Origin of the sequence: Acidovorax sp. Leaf73, from assembly GCF_916855635.1 — a bacterium.
Lineage (GTDB): Bacteria > Pseudomonadota > Gammaproteobacteria > Burkholderiales > Burkholderiaceae_C > Acidovorax > Acidovorax facilis.
The window spans coordinates 412158-428711 of the sequence record NZ_CAKASI010000004.1 but is presented as its reverse complement, the minus strand read 5'-3'; the positions used below and the strand labels follow the sequence as shown (position 1 = coordinate 428711).

The 16554-nt window shown below is 66.3% G+C and carries 17 protein-coding genes; 9 read left to right on the top strand and 8 right to left on the bottom strand.

The window, feature by feature from the left end:
• Nucleotides 1-94: 94 nt before the first annotated feature.
• On the top strand, nt 95-1243 hold the full coding sequence (locus tag LPA35_RS15245) for an ABC transporter substrate-binding protein (RefSeq protein WP_218299015.1): 1149 nt from the start codon (nt 95-97) through the stop codon (nt 1241-1243).
• Between the two features lie 54 nt (nt 1244-1297).
• Here LPA35_RS15245 and argE read toward each other — a convergent pair whose 3' ends face one another.
• Nucleotides 1298-2458 (bottom strand): acetylornithine deacetylase, encoded by a 1161-nt coding sequence (gene argE / locus LPA35_RS15240; protein WP_228897555.1) that lies wholly within the window; start codon nt 2456-2458, stop codon nt 1298-1300.
• A 77-nt stretch (nt 2459-2535) separates the two neighbouring features.
• Here argE and LPA35_RS15235 point away from each other — a divergent pair, with 77 nt between their 5' ends.
• From LPA35_RS15235 to LPA35_RS15220, 4 genes are all read left to right on the top strand, one after another.
• Entirely contained in the window at nt 2536-3747 is a 1212-nt protein-coding gene (locus tag LPA35_RS15235) for a M20 aminoacylase family protein (RefSeq protein WP_218299013.1), read from the top strand.
• Nucleotides 3748-3833: 86 nt separating this feature from the next.
• A complete protein-coding gene (locus tag LPA35_RS15230; RefSeq protein ID WP_228897554.1) occupies nt 3834-4931 on the top strand; it encodes a M14 family metallopeptidase in 1098 nt (365 codons plus the stop codon).
• A gap of 218 nt (nt 4932-5149) precedes the next feature.
• The gene (locus LPA35_RS15225; protein WP_228897553.1) at nt 5150-6175 is read left to right on the top strand and encodes a helix-turn-helix transcriptional regulator; all 1026 of its coding nucleotides are present in this window, start codon (nt 5150-5152) and stop codon (nt 6173-6175) included.
• Nucleotides 6176-6384: 209 nt separating this feature from the next.
• Entirely contained in the window at nt 6385-8031 is a 1647-nt protein-coding gene (locus LPA35_RS15220) for a tannase/feruloyl esterase family alpha/beta hydrolase (protein WP_228897552.1), read from the top strand.
• Between the two features lie 64 nt (nt 8032-8095).
• Here LPA35_RS15220 and LPA35_RS15215 read toward each other — a convergent pair whose 3' ends face one another.
• Nucleotides 8096-8563: a nuclear transport factor 2 family protein gene (locus LPA35_RS15215; RefSeq protein WP_218299009.1), complete on the bottom strand. Its 468-nt coding sequence runs from the start codon at nt 8561-8563 to the stop codon at nt 8096-8098.
• A 99-nt stretch (nt 8564-8662) separates the two neighbouring features.
• Here LPA35_RS15215 and LPA35_RS15210 point away from each other — a divergent pair, with 99 nt between their 5' ends.
• Entirely contained in the window at nt 8663-9247 is a 585-nt protein-coding gene (locus LPA35_RS15210; protein ID WP_228897551.1) for a TetR/AcrR family transcriptional regulator, read from the top strand.
• A gap of 27 nt (nt 9248-9274) precedes the next feature.
• On the opposite strand, the gene LPA35_RS15205 is transcribed toward LPA35_RS15210, so the two are convergent.
• Nucleotides 9275-9655: a tautomerase family protein gene (locus LPA35_RS15205; RefSeq protein ID WP_218299007.1), complete on the bottom strand. Its 381-nt coding sequence runs from the start codon at nt 9653-9655 to the stop codon at nt 9275-9277.
• An 87-nt stretch (nt 9656-9742) separates the two neighbouring features.
• Between LPA35_RS15205 and LPA35_RS15200 the strand changes: the two genes are divergently transcribed.
• Nucleotides 9743-10600, top strand: coding sequence for a LysR substrate-binding domain-containing protein (locus tag LPA35_RS15200; RefSeq protein WP_228897550.1), 858 nt, complete (start codon nt 9743-9745; stop codon nt 10598-10600).
• Nucleotides 10601-10637: 37 nt separating this feature from the next.
• Here LPA35_RS15200 and LPA35_RS15195 read toward each other — a convergent pair whose 3' ends face one another.
• Both LPA35_RS15195 and LPA35_RS15190 read right to left on the bottom strand, forming a co-directional pair.
• Nucleotides 10638-11234: a DUF922 domain-containing Zn-dependent protease gene (locus LPA35_RS15195; protein WP_228897549.1), complete on the bottom strand. Its 597-nt coding sequence runs from the start codon at nt 11232-11234 to the stop codon at nt 10638-10640.
• Nucleotides 11231-12865, bottom strand: coding sequence for a wax ester/triacylglycerol synthase family O-acyltransferase (locus tag LPA35_RS15190; RefSeq protein WP_055396977.1), 1635 nt, complete (start codon nt 12863-12865; stop codon nt 11231-11233). The genes LPA35_RS15195 and LPA35_RS15190 overlap by 4 nt, the downstream gene beginning before the upstream one ends.
• 148 nt (nt 12866-13013) lie before the next feature.
• Between LPA35_RS15190 and LPA35_RS15185 the strand changes: the two genes are divergently transcribed.
• Nucleotides 13014-13268 (top strand): acyl-CoA-binding protein, encoded by a 255-nt coding sequence (locus tag LPA35_RS15185; RefSeq protein ID WP_055397012.1) that lies wholly within the window; start codon nt 13014-13016, stop codon nt 13266-13268.
• 62 nt (nt 13269-13330) lie between these two features.
• Here LPA35_RS15185 and LPA35_RS15180 read toward each other — a convergent pair whose 3' ends face one another.
• Nucleotides 13331-14251: a hydroxymethylglutaryl-CoA lyase gene (locus tag LPA35_RS15180; protein WP_228897548.1), complete on the bottom strand. Its 921-nt coding sequence runs from the start codon at nt 14249-14251 to the stop codon at nt 13331-13333.
• Nucleotides 14252-14461: 210 nt separating this feature from the next.
• Between LPA35_RS15180 and LPA35_RS15175 the strand changes: the two genes are divergently transcribed.
• Nucleotides 14462-15547 (top strand): ornithine cyclodeaminase, encoded by a 1086-nt coding sequence (locus tag LPA35_RS15175; RefSeq protein WP_228897547.1) that lies wholly within the window; start codon nt 14462-14464, stop codon nt 15545-15547.
• A 24-nt stretch (nt 15548-15571) separates the two neighbouring features.
• Here the strand turns inward: LPA35_RS15175 and LPA35_RS15170 are convergent, their stop codons facing one another.
• Both LPA35_RS15170 and LPA35_RS15165 read right to left on the bottom strand, forming a co-directional pair.
• On the bottom strand, nt 15572-15838 hold the full coding sequence (locus tag LPA35_RS15170; protein ID WP_228897546.1) for a hypothetical protein: 267 nt from the start codon (nt 15836-15838) through the stop codon (nt 15572-15574).
• A complete protein-coding gene (locus tag LPA35_RS15165) occupies nt 15839-16543 on the bottom strand; it encodes a nitroreductase (RefSeq protein ID WP_228897545.1) in 705 nt (234 codons plus the stop codon).
• Nucleotides 16544-16554: the final 11 nt, after the last annotated feature.

Here is a 16554-nt window from a genome sequence, read left to right as displayed (position 1 = left end):
GAACGGTTGTGCATATCTAGCCACCCTTCCAAGGAGGCTGCCTACCGGCAGCGCAGAGGGATCGCCCTCGATTCACAAGAGCAGAGATTTCACCATGAACCAACCGGTATTGGGTCGTAGACAGTTTTCCGTGGGCCTGGGCGCTGCAGCGCTGGGGGGCTTCCAGCTGGCACACGCGCAAAGTGAAGGCCGGATTGTGCTGGGCCAGTCTGCTGCCTTCACGGGCCCCGCCGCGCAGCTGGGCGTGCAGTTCAACCTGGGTGCCAAGCTCTTTTTCGACCAGCTCAATGCGCAGGGTGGCGTGGGCAAGCGCACGGTGGAAATCCGCACGATGGACGATGGCTACGAGCCCGACCGCTGCGCCGAGAACACCCGCAAGCTCATTGCCGAAGACGTGTTCGCCCTGTTTGGTTACATCGGCACGCCCACCAGCCTGGCGGCGATGCCCATCTTCACCAAGGAAAAAGTGCCATTCTTTGGCCCCTTCACGGGGGCCGAGGCGCTGCGCCAGCCGTTCAACCGGCTGATCTTCCATGTGCGCGCCTCGTACTACGACGAAACCGCACTCATCGTGCGCCAGCTCACCAACCTCGGCCTCAAGAAGATTGCGGTGTTCTACCAGAACGACGCCTACGGCAAGGCCGGCCTCGATGGCGTGACGAAGGCGCTGACCGAACTCAAGCTCTCGCCTGTGGCCACTGCCACGGTGGAGCGCAATTCGACCGACGTGAAAGCGGCTGTGGACAAGCTGGTGCCGGCCAAGCCGGATGCCGTGGTACAGATCACTGCCTATGCCTCGGCCGCATCCTTCGTGCGCGCAGCGCGCAAGGCGGGCTTTGGCGGCACGTTCTACAACGTGTCTTTCGTGGGCACGCAGGCGCTGGCCGACGAGCTGGGCAAGGATGGCGCCGGTGTGGTGGTGTCGCAGGTCGTACCTTCGCCCTATCAGCCGTCGCGCCAGATTACCCGCGAGTTTCTGGAAGCCATCAAGAAGGGCGGCGACAAGGTGCAGGCCAACTACTCCAGCATGGAGGGTTTTCTGGCCGCCCGCATCTTCACTGAAGGCCTGCGCCAGGCCCAGGGCAGCGGAAGGCCCACCCGCGAGAGCCTGATCACCGGCATTGAGTCGCTGGGCAGCCAGGTGATTTCGGGCTTTCCGGTCACCTACAGCGCTACGAGCCATGCGGCATCGAAGTTTGTCGAGATGTCCATGCTGACGGGCGACGGCCGCGTGAGGACTTGACTGCAGCGCCGCAGGCCCCGGCGGAGGGCTCTGCGGCATCTATCTGCAAGGCGATCAGTCCAGTGTGCGTGTGCGCGCCAGACCTTGCATGAAGGCCTCGCAGCGCGCCAGTTGTTCCAGGCTCACGTATTCGTCGGGCTGGTGGGCCTGCTGGATGCTGCCGGGGCCACACACCACGGTGGAGATGCCTGCGTTCTTGAACAGGCCCGCCTCGGTGCCAAAGGCCACCAGCGTGGTGCTTTTTTCGCCGCTCAGCTCCTGCGCCAGGCGCGTCACCGGGTCGTCCTTGCTGCCCAGAAAACTCGGAATCTCGCAGATGGTCTCGAATTCAAAGCCTGCTGCGGGCGCCACCTTCTTCATCGCAGGCTCCAGCGACTTGGCATAGGCCACCACCTCGGACTGCATCTGCGCAGCATTGGCCGTGGGCAGGTCGCGGAACTCGTAGCGGAACTCGGCGTCGCGCGGCACCACGTTGTCGGCAATGCCGCCGTGGAACTGGCCCACGCTGGTGGTCGAAAACGGCACGTCGAAGCCCTCAAAGCGGGGCTCGTTCTTTTCAAAGTCTTCCGCCATGTCGCGCACCCGGCCCACCACGCGGGCGGCCATCTCGATGGCGTTGACCGAATGCGGCGTGAGGGACGAATGCGCCTCCTTGCCGCGCACGCAGCACTTGTAGCGGTACACGCCCTTGTGTGCGATGGCGGGCACCATGCTGGTGGGCTCGCCCACGATGCAGGCCAGGGGCTTGATGTTGGCATCGCGCAGGTCGGCGATGAGCTCTTTTACGCCAAAGCAGCCGATCTCTTCCTCATAACTGAAGGCCAGGTGGATGGCGAAGGGCGCGTCGCTGTTCAGGAATTGCTCGGCGTGCGAGACCGCAATGCCAATGAAGGCCTTCATGTCTGCACTGCCACGCCCGTACAGATTGCCGTCCTTGACCAGAGCGCTCAGTGGGTCCATGGTCCAGTCCTGCCCGTCCCACGGCACTGTGTCGGTGTGGCCCGAGAGGATCACGCCAGCGGGTTTGCCCTCGCCCAGCGTGGCGAACAGGTTGGCCTTGGTCTTGTCGTCGTTGAAGGTCAGTCGGCTTTTCACACCCAGCCGAGCCAGGTGGTCGCGGATGAAGTGGATCAGCTCCAGGTTGGAGTGGTGGCTGACGGTGTTCATGCGCACCAGGGTTTGCGCGAGTTCGAGGGCGTGGGGGGAGAGTGTCATGTTGCAGTGCAAATAAACCCGGAGTGGCGCAAGGGACGGCCAGCGGGCTAGACTGTGAGATCGTAAGGACACATATCATGAACGTTATTGACTCCATCGTCACCCAGGCGGCCAGTATTGCAGCGGTGCGCCGGGACATTCACGCCCACCCCGAGCTGTGCTTTGAAGAGGTGCGCACCGCCGACGTGGTGGCCCAAAAGCTCACCGAATGGGGCATTCCCATCCACCGGGGGCTGGGCAAGACGGGCGTGGTGGGTATCGTCAAGGGGCGCGACGGTGGCGCCAGTGGCCGGGCGATTGGCCTGCGCGCCGACATGGACGCCCTGCCCATGCAGGAGTTCAACACCTTCGCCCACGCCAGCAAACACCAGGGCAAGATGCACGCCTGCGGCCACGACGGCCACGTGGCCATGCTGCTGGCGGCGGCCCAGCACTTTGCCAAGCACCGCAACTTTGACGGCACTGTGTACCTGATCTTCCAGCCCGCCGAAGAAGGCGGCGGCGGCGCCCGCGTGATGATCGAAGACGGCCTGTTCGAGCAGTTCCCCATGGAGGCCGTGTACGGCATGCACAACTGGCCCGGCATGCCGGTGGGCACTTTTGCCGTCAGCCCCGGCCCGGTCATGGCATCGACCAGCGAATTCAAGATCACCCTGCGCGGCAAAGGCGGCCATGCGGCCCTGCCGCACACAGGCATCGACCCGGTGCCGATCGCCTGCGGCATGGTGCAGACCTTCCAGACCATCATCAGCCGCAACAAGAAGCCGGTGGACGCGGGCGTGATCTCGGTCACCATGATCCATGCGGGCGAGGCCACCAATGTGGTGCCCGACAGCGTCGAACTGCAGGGCACGGTGCGCACCTTCACCGTGGAAGTGCTGGACCTGATCGAAAAGCGCATGCGCCAGATTGCCGAGCACACCTGCGCCGCACACGACGCCACCTGCGAGTTCGAGTTTGTGCGCAACTACCCGCCCACCATCAACTCGCCCGCCGAGGCCGAATTTGCCCGCAAGGTGATGGCGGGCATCGTGGGTGAGGAGCGTGTGCTGCCCCAGGAGCCCACCATGGGCGCCGAAGACTTCGCCTACATGCTGCAGGCCAAGCCCGGTGCGTACTGCTTCATCGCCAACGGCGACGGCGCGCACCGCGAGATGGGCCACGGCGGCGGGCCTTGCATGCTGCACAACCCGAGCTATGACTTCAACGACGACCTGATCCCGCTGGGCGCCACCTACTGGGTCAAGCTGGCCGAGGAGTGGCTGGCCCAGCCCGCTGACGCCGCCTGACGCACAGATCCGAGCCATGCCCGCTCTGGCGCCCATCGCGCGCGCCGGGGTGTTTTGTTTCCACCCCCGTCTGAAAGTCCCTGTCCATGATCGGTCTCGTTGACGCGTTTTCGCCCAGTTACGCTAAGGCGCGTACAAAGTTTCTGGAGGCGGCCGCCACCGCAGGCCTGCCCATCGAGTCACATGCCCACCCCCTGAAGGGCCGCGATGGTGAAGACCTGGCCATGGACGTGGTGCGCGACGGCCCGGCCGATGCCAAGAAGCTGCTCATCGTGAGCAGTGCCTGCCATGGCGTCGAAGGCTATTGCGGCAGCGGCGTGCAGGTGTTTGCACTGCACGACGCCGAGTGGCGTGCGAAGGCGCGCGACGCCGGTGTGGCCACGCTCTATATCCATGCGCTCAACCCGTATGGCTTTTCGCACGTGCGCCGCTTCACCCACGAAAACGTGGACCTGAACCGCAACTTCCAGAACTTTTCAAGGCCCCTGCCCGTGAACACTGCCTACCGAGAGGTGCAGCCCCTGCTGCTGCCCGAGCAGTGGCCACCCGGCCCCGACAACGTGGCCGCCGTGGAGCAGTACATCGCCACCAAGGGCGAAGCGGCATGGCAGGCCGCCATCTCGCAAGGCCAGCATGAGTTTCCGCAAGGGGTCTTCTTTGGCGGCACCGAGCCCACCTGGAGCAACCGCACGCTGCGCCAGGTGCTGCGCCAGCACGGTGCAGGTGCGTCGCACATTGCCTGGATCGACCTGCACACCGGCCTGGGCCCCAGCGGCCATGGCGAACGCATCTATGCGGGCAATGACGACGACGTGGCCGTGGCCCGCGCGCGGGCCTGGTGGGACGGCGGCGGCGCCACGCCAGTCACGTCCATTTATGACGGCTCGTCCACCTCGGCCTTCCTCACCGGCCTGATGTGGACCTCGATCTACGACGAATGCCCGCATGCCGAGTACACCGGCATCGCCATGGAGTACGGCACGGTGCCCGTGCTCGACGTGATGAACGCCATCCGTGCCGAGCAGTGGCTCAACCTGCACCCCGACACGCCCGCCGACAAGGCCGCCCAGATCAAGGCGCAAATGCTGGCTGCCTTCTACACCGACACCGATGCCTGGAAGGGGCAGATCATCAGCCAGGCGCGGCAGTCGATGTTCCAGGCGGTGGAGGGGCTGGTTTCTTGAATACTTGGTAAAAAATGGACCTGGCGCTTATCCAGAAAGCGCAAGTAGCTATAAAAAATATAGTATTTCAGGTCCATGGGCCTGGTTTTTACGAGGGAGCCGCTGGCGCATGGCGGCTACCATCGTTCCTAAAAACCAGGAGACCCTATGGCGCCACGCCCCCGCACACTCCCCATCCCGCACGCAGCAGAACACGCTGGCCCATGAGGCCGCCCAGCGTGGCACACGTGGCAGCGCAAGCGCAGCAAGCCGATCCACTGCGCGCGCTCAGCCGCAGCCTGCTCAAGCTGGCTGAACAGGTCCAGCACGCGCCGCCGCAGGACCTGCTGCACCAGGCGCTGCAGACGCTGCGCGGGCTGGTGCCTTTTGATTCGGCGTGGTGGGGCGAGGTGTCTGCGGGCGAGTCTTGCGCAGGGGGCGGTGCGCTGGAGGTGCAGGCCGCACCACGCAACTGGCTGCACGGCAGCATCGGCCTGGCCCGGGGCTTTGCCGACGAGTGGAACGCCCTGGCCGCTGCGGACGATTTTGCGAAGCATTCCATGCGCCACCTGGGCGAGGTGATCCGCGAGCGCGACCTGGTCGGCGCGCCACCTGAAGACCCGCAGGTGATGGCCTTCGCAGAGCGGCACGGCCTGTACCACTGCATGGCCCTCACGGCCGAGCTGCCGCACAGCGGACTGCTGTTTTTTGTCTCGGTCTACCGGACGCCCACGCGCAGCGAATTCACCGATGCCGAAACCGTGCTGTTTGGCGAGTTTGTGCTGCACCTGCTGCAGCACTGGCACCACCGGCTGCAGCGGTTGCAAAGCGATTCGCCACTCCGCCCGTGGGACAGCTTTGCGCTGGCCCAGCTCACGGGCGAGCTGCTGTTTGCGGGCTTACGCATCAGCCAGGCCTTGCGCGCGGCCTACCCGGAGTGGGCGGGCACCCGCCTGCCACCGGCCGTGGTGCAGGCGCTGCCCGGCGCGCCCTGCAACCTGGTGCTGGGCAAGGCCTGCCGCCTGCGGCTGGAGCCCTGCGGCCCGCTGGTGGCGCTCAGCATTGCCTCGCGCCAGCACAAGCAAGTGCTGGCCCCGCGCGAGCTGAGTGTGGCCATGCTCTACGCCCAGGGGCAATCGCACAAGAACATTGCCGCCACGCTGGGCCTGACACCCGCCACGGTGCGCACCTATCTGCGCACCGCCTACGCAGCGCTGGGCGTGCGCAACAAGCTGGAGCTGGTGGCGGCGCTGCGCAACGCGTAGGGCGTGACGCGCAGAGCACCTTCCGGCCCGCTAGCGTTAAGAGCGCCTGTTGCCGTGCAGGCTCGGTAGTTTCCCGCTCCCTCTGCATTTGCAGAGGCCGCAGCGGCAGCTTCTTTTTCTATCGTCCGCACCGGAGTCCCAGAGACTGCGGTGGCGCTGCCGCCACAAGCTGGGCTCCTGAGAAAAACACACCACAGGAGACTTTCCGCATGTTCTCGAACCCCACCCGCGCCGCCGTGGCGCAACCCCGTCGCACCGCACTCGCGGCACCCTTGGGCCGATGGCCCGCGCGTGCGCTGAGCGGCCTGGGCGCCGCAGCCACCCTGGCGCTGACGGCCTGCGGCGGTGGCGGCGATGCCCCTGCGCCCCTGGCCAGCAAGCCCCTGGCAGAAGCTTGCGCTGCCTACACGTCAACCACCTTGCCCCATGGCGCCAAGCTCACGCGCACCGAGCTGCGCAAGGCCGAGGGCACGTTGCCCGACGTGTGCATCGTGCGCGGGCAGATCGTGTCCTCGCCCGACTCCACCATCAACTGGGCGGTGGAACTGCCCACGCTGGCGCAATGGAACAGCAAGACGCTGACCATCGGCGGTGGCGGCTTCGACGGGTTTATCCCCACGGACGACCCGTGGTACCAGCAGCTGGTGGGCCCATCGGCCAATCCGTATGTGAAGATCAGCTCCGACTCCGGCCACCAGATCCAGGGTTTTGCCTGGGGCAAGAGCGATGTGGCGCTGCGCAACCATGCGTTCGACGCCAACCATTTTGTGCTGGAGGTGGGCACCGCCATCGCCACCGAGTTCTACGGCAAGCGCCCTGTGCGGCGCTACCACATGGGCCATTCCAACGGCGGGCGCTCAGGTCTGATCTCCACGCAGAAGTACCCCAAGGACTACGACGGCGTGGTGGCCATGGAGCCCGCCATCGCCCAGCAGGCGCACCAGGTCAACCTGGGCCCCACGGTGCTGCGCCACATCTTCAAGAGCCGCGAGAACTGGATGAGCCCCGCCAAGATCGCGCTCTACGCCAAGGCCGAGACGGCCGCGTGCGACGGGCTGGACGGTCTGAAGGACGGCATCATCGGCAACGTCGAGGCCTGCAACTACGTGCCCACCGAGCTGCTGTGCCAGGGCGCGGACAGCGACAGTTGCCTCACGGCCGGTCAGATCGAATCCATCCGCCTCATCTACAGCGACCACAAGACGCCCGTGACCCTGTCGCGCGGCGCAGTGGGCTACCCGCGCTTTGGCCGGGGCGGCGCGTCCACGTCCGATTGGCAGTCGTACATGTTCGGCACCAGCTTCGATGCCCCCGATTCGTTCAACCATATGGCCGTGACGGCGGCTGCGCGCCTGGTGGAGGGCAACCCCAACGCCAACATCCTGAGCCACGACCCCACGCAGTACCAGGCGCAGTACAGCCGCCTGGCCGAGATGATCGACGGCACCGACCCGGACATTGCTGCCTTTGCCGACAACGGCGGCAAGCTGCTGATCTGGTACGGCGCGGGCGACACCTGCGTGTCGATGTACCGCACGGTGGAGTACCTCGACACGGTGAAGCAGCGCCTGGGCGCCAGCAAGGTGCAGAGCTTTGCGCGCATGGTCACCTCGCCCTCCAACGGGCATGACCTGGACGGCGCGGGCACCGAGCCCCGCTCCATCGACCTGCTGGCCGCCATGGACGCCTGGGTGGAAAAAGGCACGGCGCCCGACAAGCTGGTGGCCACCAAGTTCGCACCCGGCACCACCACACCAGTGGCCCAGCGCCCGGTGTGCGAGTACCCCAAGTTCCCGCGCTACAACGGCACGGGTGACGTCAGCAAGGCGGAGAGCTTTACCTGCTCGGTGACCTGATGGTGCAGGGGGCGGATGGCGGGCTGCGCTGCGGGTGTCCTGCGCGCAGCCCACGGTCTGGGGCTCACAGTCCCAGATCGCTCAGCCCCGCATGGTCGTCCGGCCGACGCCCGAGCGGCCAGAAGAACAGCCGGTCTGCGGCCTGGATGGGCCGGTCGTTGATGCTCGCGTGGCGCACAGCCATCAGACCCGCATCGTTGAACTCCCAGTTCTCGTTGCCATAGCTGCGGTACCACTGGCCCGCGTCGTCATGCCATTCGTAGGCGAACCGCACGGCGATGCGGTGGCCGCTGAACGCCCAGAGCTCTTTGATGAGGCGGTAGTCCAGCTCGCGCGCCCACTTGCGCTCCAGCAGCTGCCGGGCGGCCTCGCGGCCCACGGGAAACTCAGCCCGGTTGCGCCAGCGGGTGTCCTCGGTGTAAGCCAGGGCCACACGCGCCGGGTCGCGCGAGTTCCAGCCGTCTTCGGCCAGGCGCACTTTCTGGATGGCGGTTTGCAGGGAGAAGGGGGGAAGAGGCGGACGGGTTTCCATGGGGAGCACCTTGGGGTTGTGGGTCAAGAGGAATTGGTAGACAAGTCTGTCTACATCGCATCATAGCGAAATGTAGACAGACTTGTCTACAATGCACGCATGATTCCCCTGCCGCCTTCTGACTGGAAAGACCTGCCTGCCCGCGACCGCCTGCTGCAGACCGCGCACGCGCTGTTTTACCGCGACGGTATCCGTGCCACGGGCATCGACCGCGTGATCGCCGAGTCGGGCGTCACCAAGGTCACGTTCTACCGGCATTTCCCCAGCAAAAACGATCTCATCTGCGCCTATCTTGAATACCGCCATGCAGGCTGGATCGCATGGTTCGCTGCGGCCCTGGAGCGCCATGGGGGTGCAAAGCGTGGTGGTGCGTCCGGCCTGAATGCGCTGGTGGCCACGCTGGCCGAATGGTTTGGCCGCGATGACTTCCGGGGCTGCGCCTTCATCAACAGCGTGGGCGAGCTGGGCAGCACGGTGCCGGAGGTGATGGAGATTGCACAGCGTCACAAGCATGAGATGACGGACCTTCTGGCCACCCTGCTGCCGCCTGGCGCACAGCGGGCGCGCGACGCGCAGGCCGTGACGCTGGTGGTGGAGGGCGCCATCGTGCGTGTGCAAATGGGCGAGCCGGTCAAGGCGGTGCTGGGCAGCGTGGAGCGCCTGCTGGCGGGCCTGGCCGCATAGCCTGCCTGCCCGGAGCTGCGCATCACCTCACGCGTACTGCGCCAGGCCGTGGCCGAAGGACCAGTTCTCCTTGGCCACCTCGACGATGTTGATGAACACGTCCTCGGGCCGCAGGCCCGGGCTCTCGCCCAGCAGCTGCGCGATGCGCGCAAACAGCGCCTTCTTCTGCTCCAGGCCGCGCGTGTTGTTGGCGGTGATCTGGATGAACACTACGTCGTCGCTGCGGGCCACGCCCAGGTAGGTGGGGCTGTAGCGGAAGTTCGCGGCTTCGTGCTCGGTGATGGTCATGAACTGGTCGTCCTCGGGCACGTTGAAGGTCTCGCGCAAGGCGCGGTACAGCGTGTCAAAGATCGCCTGCCGGTAGGCCGCAGGCTTGCCGGCGCGCATGGCAATGTGGATGAGGGGCATCGCAAGATCCTTTCTGAACAAGATGCTGGCGAAATCCTATCCATATGAATATGCTATGGATATCTATTTCAGAAATATCAAATTCAAATGGTTGAGCGATCCCTGGATCTGGATGCCGTCGAAGCCTTTGTGCGCATTGCCGAGCTGGGCAGCTTCACGCGCGCAGCCGAAGCCATGGGCACGGCGCAGGCCGCGATGAGCCTGAAGCTCAAGCGGCTGGAGGACCGGCTGGGCTGTCGCCTCATCGAGCGCACGCCGCGCCACGTGCAGCTGTCGGCCCGGGGCGCGGCATTTCTGGAGCATGCGCGTGAACTGCTGGCCGCGCACGACCGGGCGCTGGCCACGTTCGCTCAGGCCCGCCAGCGCCTGACCATCGGCATCAGCGACCATGTGGCCGGGCCGGAGCTGCCCGCGCTGATCGCCCGCATGAACCAGCAAGACCCACAGCTGCTCATCGAGATCCGCATCGGCTCGTCGGGCGACCTGCTGCAAAACTACGACCGGCGTGAGCTGGATGCCGTACTGGCCCGCATGCACGTGGGCCGCAGCGATGGCGAGCTGATCGCCGAAGAGCCCTTCGGCTGGTTCGCCGCCCCCGGCTGGCAGCACCGTGCGGGCGAGCCCTTGCCCCTGGCCACGCTGGCCGAGCCCTGCGGTGTGCGGGCGATGGCGGGGCAGGCGCTGGACGCTGCGGGCATCGCCTGGGCCGAAGTGTTTGTGGGTGGAGGCGTTGCGGCCGTGGCGGCGGCCGTGATGGCCGGGCTGGGCGTGGCGGCACTGGCGCCGCGCATGCTGCCGCTGGGGGCGGTGGATGTGGGTGCCCGCCTGGGGCTGCCTGAGCTGCCGCGTCTGCCGGTGCTGCTGCACACACGCAACCAGGAAGGTCGCCCGCGCGATGCGCTGGCAGCGTTGTCGGCGGCCTTTCGCAGCGCGGTGCGGGGATAGCGCACAAGCCTGTACGTTTGTTGATGGACCCGGCCTTTCACTCCAGCCTTGCGCCTTGCGATGCGCCGTGCCGCGTGTCGCGGTCGTACTGTTTTTCGCGCTCCGCGTGTTCGCGCAGCAGGCGGTGGCCCAGCGTGTTGGCCCGGCGCTCCAGCGCCGCGCAGTCGGGGGCAGCAGGCAGTGCGGCAATGCCCTCGTCAATGGCCTGCGCCGCATCGCGCCCGAACTGGACATGGCCCTGTTCGTGGCGGGACAAGGCGCGCAGGTACCGGTCGAAAACCGCCTGCTGGGCGGGCGTGCCACTGCGCAATTCGGGCAATTGCACTTCGGTGCGCAGCCGGGTGGTCACCTCGGTGATGGCGCAGCGGCCCGATGCCTCGCGCCACCAGCGAAAGGTCCAGCGCACGTTCCAGCGGGTGTAGCCGTGAAAGCGCTGGCCATCGACGGTGATGGGCGTGGCGGCGTTCAGCGCTTTCCGCAGGGTCTCGCCGGGCAGGGCGCGCACGGGGTAGGGCTGCTGGATATGTTCTTCCGTGACGGCGGCATGGGCGGTGCCCGCGCAGACCAGGGCCAACAGCACCCCGGCAAGGTCCACCAAGCGCGCCCTCAGCACCACCGAGGCTCCCCGGTTCACTCGCCCCAGGGCAGCATCAGCGTGAGCAGCGACAGCTGGTCAAACTCGGGCGCAAACGCGTCGATGATCTGCTGCGGCTCGGGGCAGAGCGTGGTGTCGGTGATCACGCCAAACTGCACACCACCACCGTAGCTCAGGATGGAGACACCGAGGCCGATGTCGCCCGACTGCGGCACCCAGAACATGCACTGGGTGACGCGTGAGCCGCACAGTGTCAGCTGCTCCTTGGGCCCGGGCACATTGGTCATCACGGCAGTGGTCTTGCGGCCGAAAAGATTGAGCAGCGCGTCCTGCGCGGGTTTGATCATCAGTCCCGCCACGGCCAGCATCGCAAAGGCCAGGATGGGCTGGGTGCTGCCCTTGAGCGCGTTCATGCGCTTGCGCACCTCGTACACGCGCTCGACGGGGTTGGCCACGCCAATCGGCAGTACCAGCGGCACCAGCCCAAAGCGGTTGCCCAGCTTCCAGGCCTCTTCCATGGGGCGCAGGTTGACCGGAATCATGGCGCGGATCTCCTGGCCCGTGGGGTCGTCGCCCTGGCTGCGCAGGTAGCCGCCGATGGCGCCCGCCACGCACGACAGCAGCACATCGTTGATGGAGCAGTTCAGCGCCTTGCCAATGGCCTTGACCTCTTCGAGCGGAATCGGCGGGCACCAGGCCACGCGCTTGGCGCTACCGGGCTGGCCCTTCAGGCGCGTGGGCGAGTCATCGGGCATCAATGCCAGGGCAGCGGCATCGCTCACCAACTGGTAGGCCACGCGTGCCATGTCCATGGTGCCAGCCAGCCCATGGTGCATGGTCTTCTCGGGGTCGCTCAGCATCTTGAACGACTTGGCTGCGCCGTCACCGGCCAGATCCAGCGCCTTCACCGTCATGTCGGTAAAGGGCTTGATGAGCGCGTCCGCAATCCAGTCCTCGGCCGTGGCAGCCTGCTCGCGCTCTTTGCGGGTGCGCTTGGGCGGTTCGGCGCCGCCGTCCACGATGGACATGGTCACCGAGATCAGCGCAATGCCGTCCGCAATGCAGTGGTGAATGCGCACGATGAGCGCGCTGCCGGGCTGGCCGTCGTCACCTACAAAATCTTCGATCAGGTGCATTTGCCACAGCGGCCGCCGGGTATCGAGCGGCTGCATGGCGAGTTCACCCACGCGATCTTGCAGGGCGCGCTGCATGCTGTGGCCTTGTCGGTGGGGCAGCTTCTCGCGCAGCACATGCGCGGCGATGTCGAAGTTGCGGTCCTCCACCCAGGTGGCGCCCGCCGCGTCTTCCACCACGCGCTGGCGAAAGCGCGGGTACTGCAGCAGGCGCTGCTGAACGCGCTCACACAGGGCGTCCCAGGTGATGCCGGGCGACAAGGTCCACACGCCGTTGATCATCATCAGGTTGCTGTGCGAATCCATGCGCAGCCAGGCGGTGTCGACCTTGGTCATGCGTTCGCCCGACAGGCCCAGCATGCCGGTGGCAGCGCGGCGCACGTTCTTCTGCACCACGGTGGCGGCCTTGCGGGCGGCTGGGGGCAGGGCCTGGGCGGCCTTGCGCGCCACCTCGGGGGCCTGGTTGCGCATCGTGCGCAGGGGGCTGGAGCCTTTGCCCGGAGTGGCTTTGCTGGGGGCTGGAATGCGGGTCACCATCGGATGTACACCTGTTGTTTGATTTTTGGGGACTTGCCTCTATGGATTGAGCGGTCCCAGACTGTGCTCAGCCCGTAAGATACAACGCAGCAAACCCTTGCCGACACCGTTCTTTCCCTCCCCCAAAGATCTCAAGGAGCACACCGACATGGCCGACCTCAACGCCACCTTCGAAGCCGCCGTGGCCAATTCCAAGAACCTGAGCGAGCGTCCCGACAACGCCACGCTGCTCAAGATCTACGCGCTGTACAAGCAAGCCACCGCCGGCGACAACACCGAGAAGAAGCCCAGCTTCTCCGACATGGTGGGCCGTGCCAAGTGGGACGCTTGGGAAAAGCTCAAGGGCACGGGTGCCGACGAGGCCAAGCAACAGTATGTGGACCTGATCACCTCGCTGAGCTGATACGGCGGTACCCCAAAGCAAAAGGCGACTTCGGTCGCCTTTTGCTTTGGGGGCAAAGGTGCCTAACGCCGGACCCACCCCTTGGGCAGTCCCGCTTCCGGCGTCATGCCGTAGACCGGCTCTCCTGGCAGCCCCGCCTGCAGCGGCGCGCGTGCGGCCATCAGGCGCTCCAGGTCTACCCCTGTGGCAATGCCCATGGCTTCGAACATGAACACCAGGTCTTCCGTCACCACGTTGCCCGACGCGCCCGGCGCATAGGGGCAGCCGCCCAGGCCGCCCAGCGACGCATCAAAGGTGCGCACCCCCACGTCGTAGGCCGCCAGGCAATTGGCCAGGCCCAGGCCGCGGGTGTTGTGCATGTGGGCCGCACCGGCCTTGGCGCCCAGCTCGGCGCGCAGGCGCGTGAAGAGGCGGCGCACCTGGGCCGGGTTGGCCATGCCGGTGGTGTCCGACAGGCCCACCTCGTCGGCCCCGGCCTCTGCGCACAGGCTCGCGAGCCAGATCACGTCGTCCTCGGGCACCTCGCCCTGCAGGGTGCAACCAAAGGCGGTGGACAACCCCACCTCCACCAGCATGCCGGGGGCCTGCGCGTCGCGCAGGTGGGCCACGGCGCGTACTTCCTCGACCATGGCCTCGCGCGTCTTGCGCACATTGGCCAGCGAATGGGCGGCGCTGGCCGACACCGGCAGCGTGACCTTGTGCACACCTGCCGCGAGGGCCGCCTCGGCGCCACGCAGGTTGGGGGCCAGCGCCATCACAGTGATGCCAGGGTGGGTCAGCGCGTGGCGCACCACCTCGGCCACATCGGCCATCTGGGGCAGCAGGCGGGCAGGCACGAACGAGCCCACTTCAATTTCGCGCAGCCCGGCGGCCACCAGGGCGTCGATCCAGCGCAGCTTGTCGGCCGTGGGCATGGTGGCTTTGACGGACTGCAGGCCATCGCGCGGGCCGACTTCGCTGATGAGGACTTGGGGTTGCGTCATGGTGCGGAATGTTGTCGGACGTGCGTGGAATGTGCCGGATGCGGGAGGATAGCGCCCCCATGCCCCCATGGCGCGGGGCCGACGATTGTGCAAAGTGGCAATTTGTTCTGCCATACAGGCAAACCACTCCACAACATGCGGCAGTTTGGGCAATTCCCATTGCTGCGTTGCTCCGGGACACTGCTTGTATCCCACCCGGAGACAAGCACCATGCCTTCCAAGAACCACTTTTCCACCCTCTACCTCAGTGCGCCCGATGTCATCGAGTTGGTGCAGCGCAAAGGCGTCGAGGCTTGCCTGCGCGGCATGGCCGACTATCTGCATGCCGACTACCTGCGCTGGAACGCCTTCGACAAATCGGCGCGTGTGGCCAGCCACTCGCGCGATGGCGTGATCGAACTCATGCCGATTGCCGACAACCAGACCTATGCGTTCAAGTACGTCAACGGCCATCCCAAGAACACGCGCTGGGGCTTGCCGACCGTGATGGCGTTTGGCGTGCTGGCCGATGTAGCCACCGGCGCGCCGCTGCTGCTGAGCGAACTCACCCTCACCACCGCCCTGCGCACCGCCGCTATGTCGGCCGTGGCCGCCCACGCCCTGGCACGCCCCGGTGCGCGCACCATGGCGCTGATCGGTAACGGCGCCCAAAGCGAGTTCCAGGCGCTGGCCTTCCACCACCTGCTGGGCGTCACCACGCTGCGGCTGTTTGACACGGACCCGGCCGCCACCGCCAAGCTGCAGGCCAACCTGCAAGGCACGGGCCTGCGCACCGTGGTCTGCACCAGCACGGCCGAGGCCGTGCGCGGTGCTGACATCGTCACCACGGTGACGGCCGACAAGACCAATGCCACCATCCTCTCGCCCGACATGCTGGCGCCCGGCATGCACATCAACGCCGTGGGGGGCGATTGCCCTGGCAAGACCGAACTGCATGCCGACGTGTTGCGCCAGGCCCAGGTGTTTGTGGAATACGCGCCGCAGACGCGCATCGAAGGCGACATCCAGCAGTTGCCTGCCGACTTTGGGGTGACCGAGCTGTGGGAAGTGCTGGCAGGCCAGCACACCGGCCGGGCCAGCGATGCGGCGGTGACGGTGTTCGACTCCGTGGGTTTTGCGCTGGAGGACTTTTCTGCGCTGCGGTTCTTGCGCGATGCGGCCACCGAGCTGGGCATGGGCCAACCCATCGAACTCATCCCCCAGCTGTCAGACCCTAAGAACCTGTTTGGGCTGCTGCAACCAACGGCCTTCGCAACGGACACCTCCTTCGCTCCCCGGCTCAAAGCCGTCGCTTGACAAAGGTGTTGGGGCTGGGCCTGGTCAGCCCCGACGCAACACCACTAGATCGGATTCGGCGATGAGCAAGCTGTTGGGCTCAGGGTTGTGGCAAGCGAGGCCATGCCCTGCTATGTCAACATCCCAGCGCACCAGAATCCGCCTCTCGGCGTTTGGCGGTGTGAGCACCGTGCCGGTAGCCCCCAGCAGCAGCCAATAGTTATCGGAGGGTCGGCAATTTGCGGGGGCGTAGGTCGTCCCGAGAAAGGTCTGCAGCGCCACGCGTGCACCTGGCTCGTATGAAGCGCTCATTTACTCCCTCCACACCACGCTGCTCCCCGGGTCGGCGCGAGTGGTGCGGAAATGGTTGGCCGGGTGGGCGGTATCTGCCACGCCAAACGAGATGCCGCAGACGATGCTGCGGTCCTCTCCAATGCCCAGCACCTCGCGCAGCACGCCGGGGTAGGACGCGAGCGCGGCCTGTGCAATGGAGCCCACGCCCAGGCTGTGCGCGGCGAGCATGAAACTGCTCACGTAGGCGCCGCAGTCCACCGCGCCGTACACGCCCAGTGCCTCGTCGCTGCTGATGATGGCCACATGCGGCGCGCCGAACATCGCGAAGTTCTGCGCCGCCTGTTGCGCGGAGGCTTCGCGGTCGCCCTTGGCAATGCCCAGGGCTTCGTACAGGCCCCAGCCACATTCGCGCCGCCGCTCCTGGTACACGCCCCGGTATTCGCGCGGCCAGGGCAGGTCGGGCGCAGGGGCTGCGTTGGCCATGTGCGACTGCAGCGCGCCGCGCAGGCGCTCCAGCGTGGCGCCACTGGCGATGGTGAGCTGCCAGGGCTGCGCGTTGCACCACGATGCCGTGCGCTGCGCGGTGACCAGGATGGCTTCGATGGTGGCGCGCGGTAGGGGTTCGGGCAGAAACGCGCGGCAGCTGTAGCGGGTGTGGAGCAGCGTGGAGAGGGTGTCGAATGCCGTGCTGTGGGTGGCAGAGTCCGTGACGGTGGATGTCATGGTGACGGCCC

Bases quoted from the DNA above. Each gene is read 5' to 3' on its own strand.
- LPA35_RS15245 (WP_218299015.1), top strand. From the start codon at position 95: ATGAACCAACCGGTATTGGGTCGTAGACAGTTTTCCGTGGGCCTGGGC.
- argE (WP_228897555.1), bottom strand. From the start codon at position 2,458: ATGACACTCTCCCCCCACGCCCTCGAACTCGCGCAAACCCTGGTGCGC.
- LPA35_RS15235 (WP_218299013.1), top strand. From the start codon at position 2,536: ATGAACGTTATTGACTCCATCGTCACCCAGGCGGCCAGTATTGCAGCG.
- LPA35_RS15230 (WP_228897554.1), top strand. From the start codon at position 3,834: ATGATCGGTCTCGTTGACGCGTTTTCGCCCAGTTACGCTAAGGCGCGT.
- LPA35_RS15220 (WP_228897552.1), top strand. From the start codon at position 6,385: ATGTTCTCGAACCCCACCCGCGCCGCCGTGGCGCAACCCCGTCGCACC.
- LPA35_RS15215 (WP_218299009.1), bottom strand. From the start codon at position 8,563: ATGGAAACCCGTCCGCCTCTTCCCCCCTTCTCCCTGCAAACCGCCATC.
- LPA35_RS15210 (WP_228897551.1), top strand. From the start codon at position 8,663: ATGATTCCCCTGCCGCCTTCTGACTGGAAAGACCTGCCTGCCCGCGAC.
- LPA35_RS15205 (WP_218299007.1), bottom strand. From the start codon at position 9,655: ATGCCCCTCATCCACATTGCCATGCGCGCCGGCAAGCCTGCGGCCTAC.
- LPA35_RS15200 (WP_228897550.1), top strand. From the start codon at position 9,743: ATGGTTGAGCGATCCCTGGATCTGGATGCCGTCGAAGCCTTTGTGCGC.
- LPA35_RS15190 (WP_055396977.1), bottom strand. From the start codon at position 12,865: ATGGTGACCCGCATTCCAGCCCCCAGCAAAGCCACTCCGGGCAAAGGC.
- LPA35_RS15185 (WP_055397012.1), top strand. From the start codon at position 13,014: ATGGCCGACCTCAACGCCACCTTCGAAGCCGCCGTGGCCAATTCCAAG.
- LPA35_RS15180 (WP_228897548.1), bottom strand. From the start codon at position 14,251: ATGACGCAACCCCAAGTCCTCATCAGCGAAGTCGGCCCGCGCGATGGC.
- LPA35_RS15175 (WP_228897547.1), top strand. From the start codon at position 14,462: ATGCCTTCCAAGAACCACTTTTCCACCCTCTACCTCAGTGCGCCCGAT.
- LPA35_RS15170 (WP_228897546.1), bottom strand. From the start codon at position 15,838: ATGAGCGCTTCATACGAGCCAGGTGCACGCGTGGCGCTGCAGACCTTT.
- LPA35_RS15165 (WP_228897545.1), bottom strand. From the start codon at position 16,543: ATGACATCCACCGTCACGGACTCTGCCACCCACAGCACGGCATTCGAC.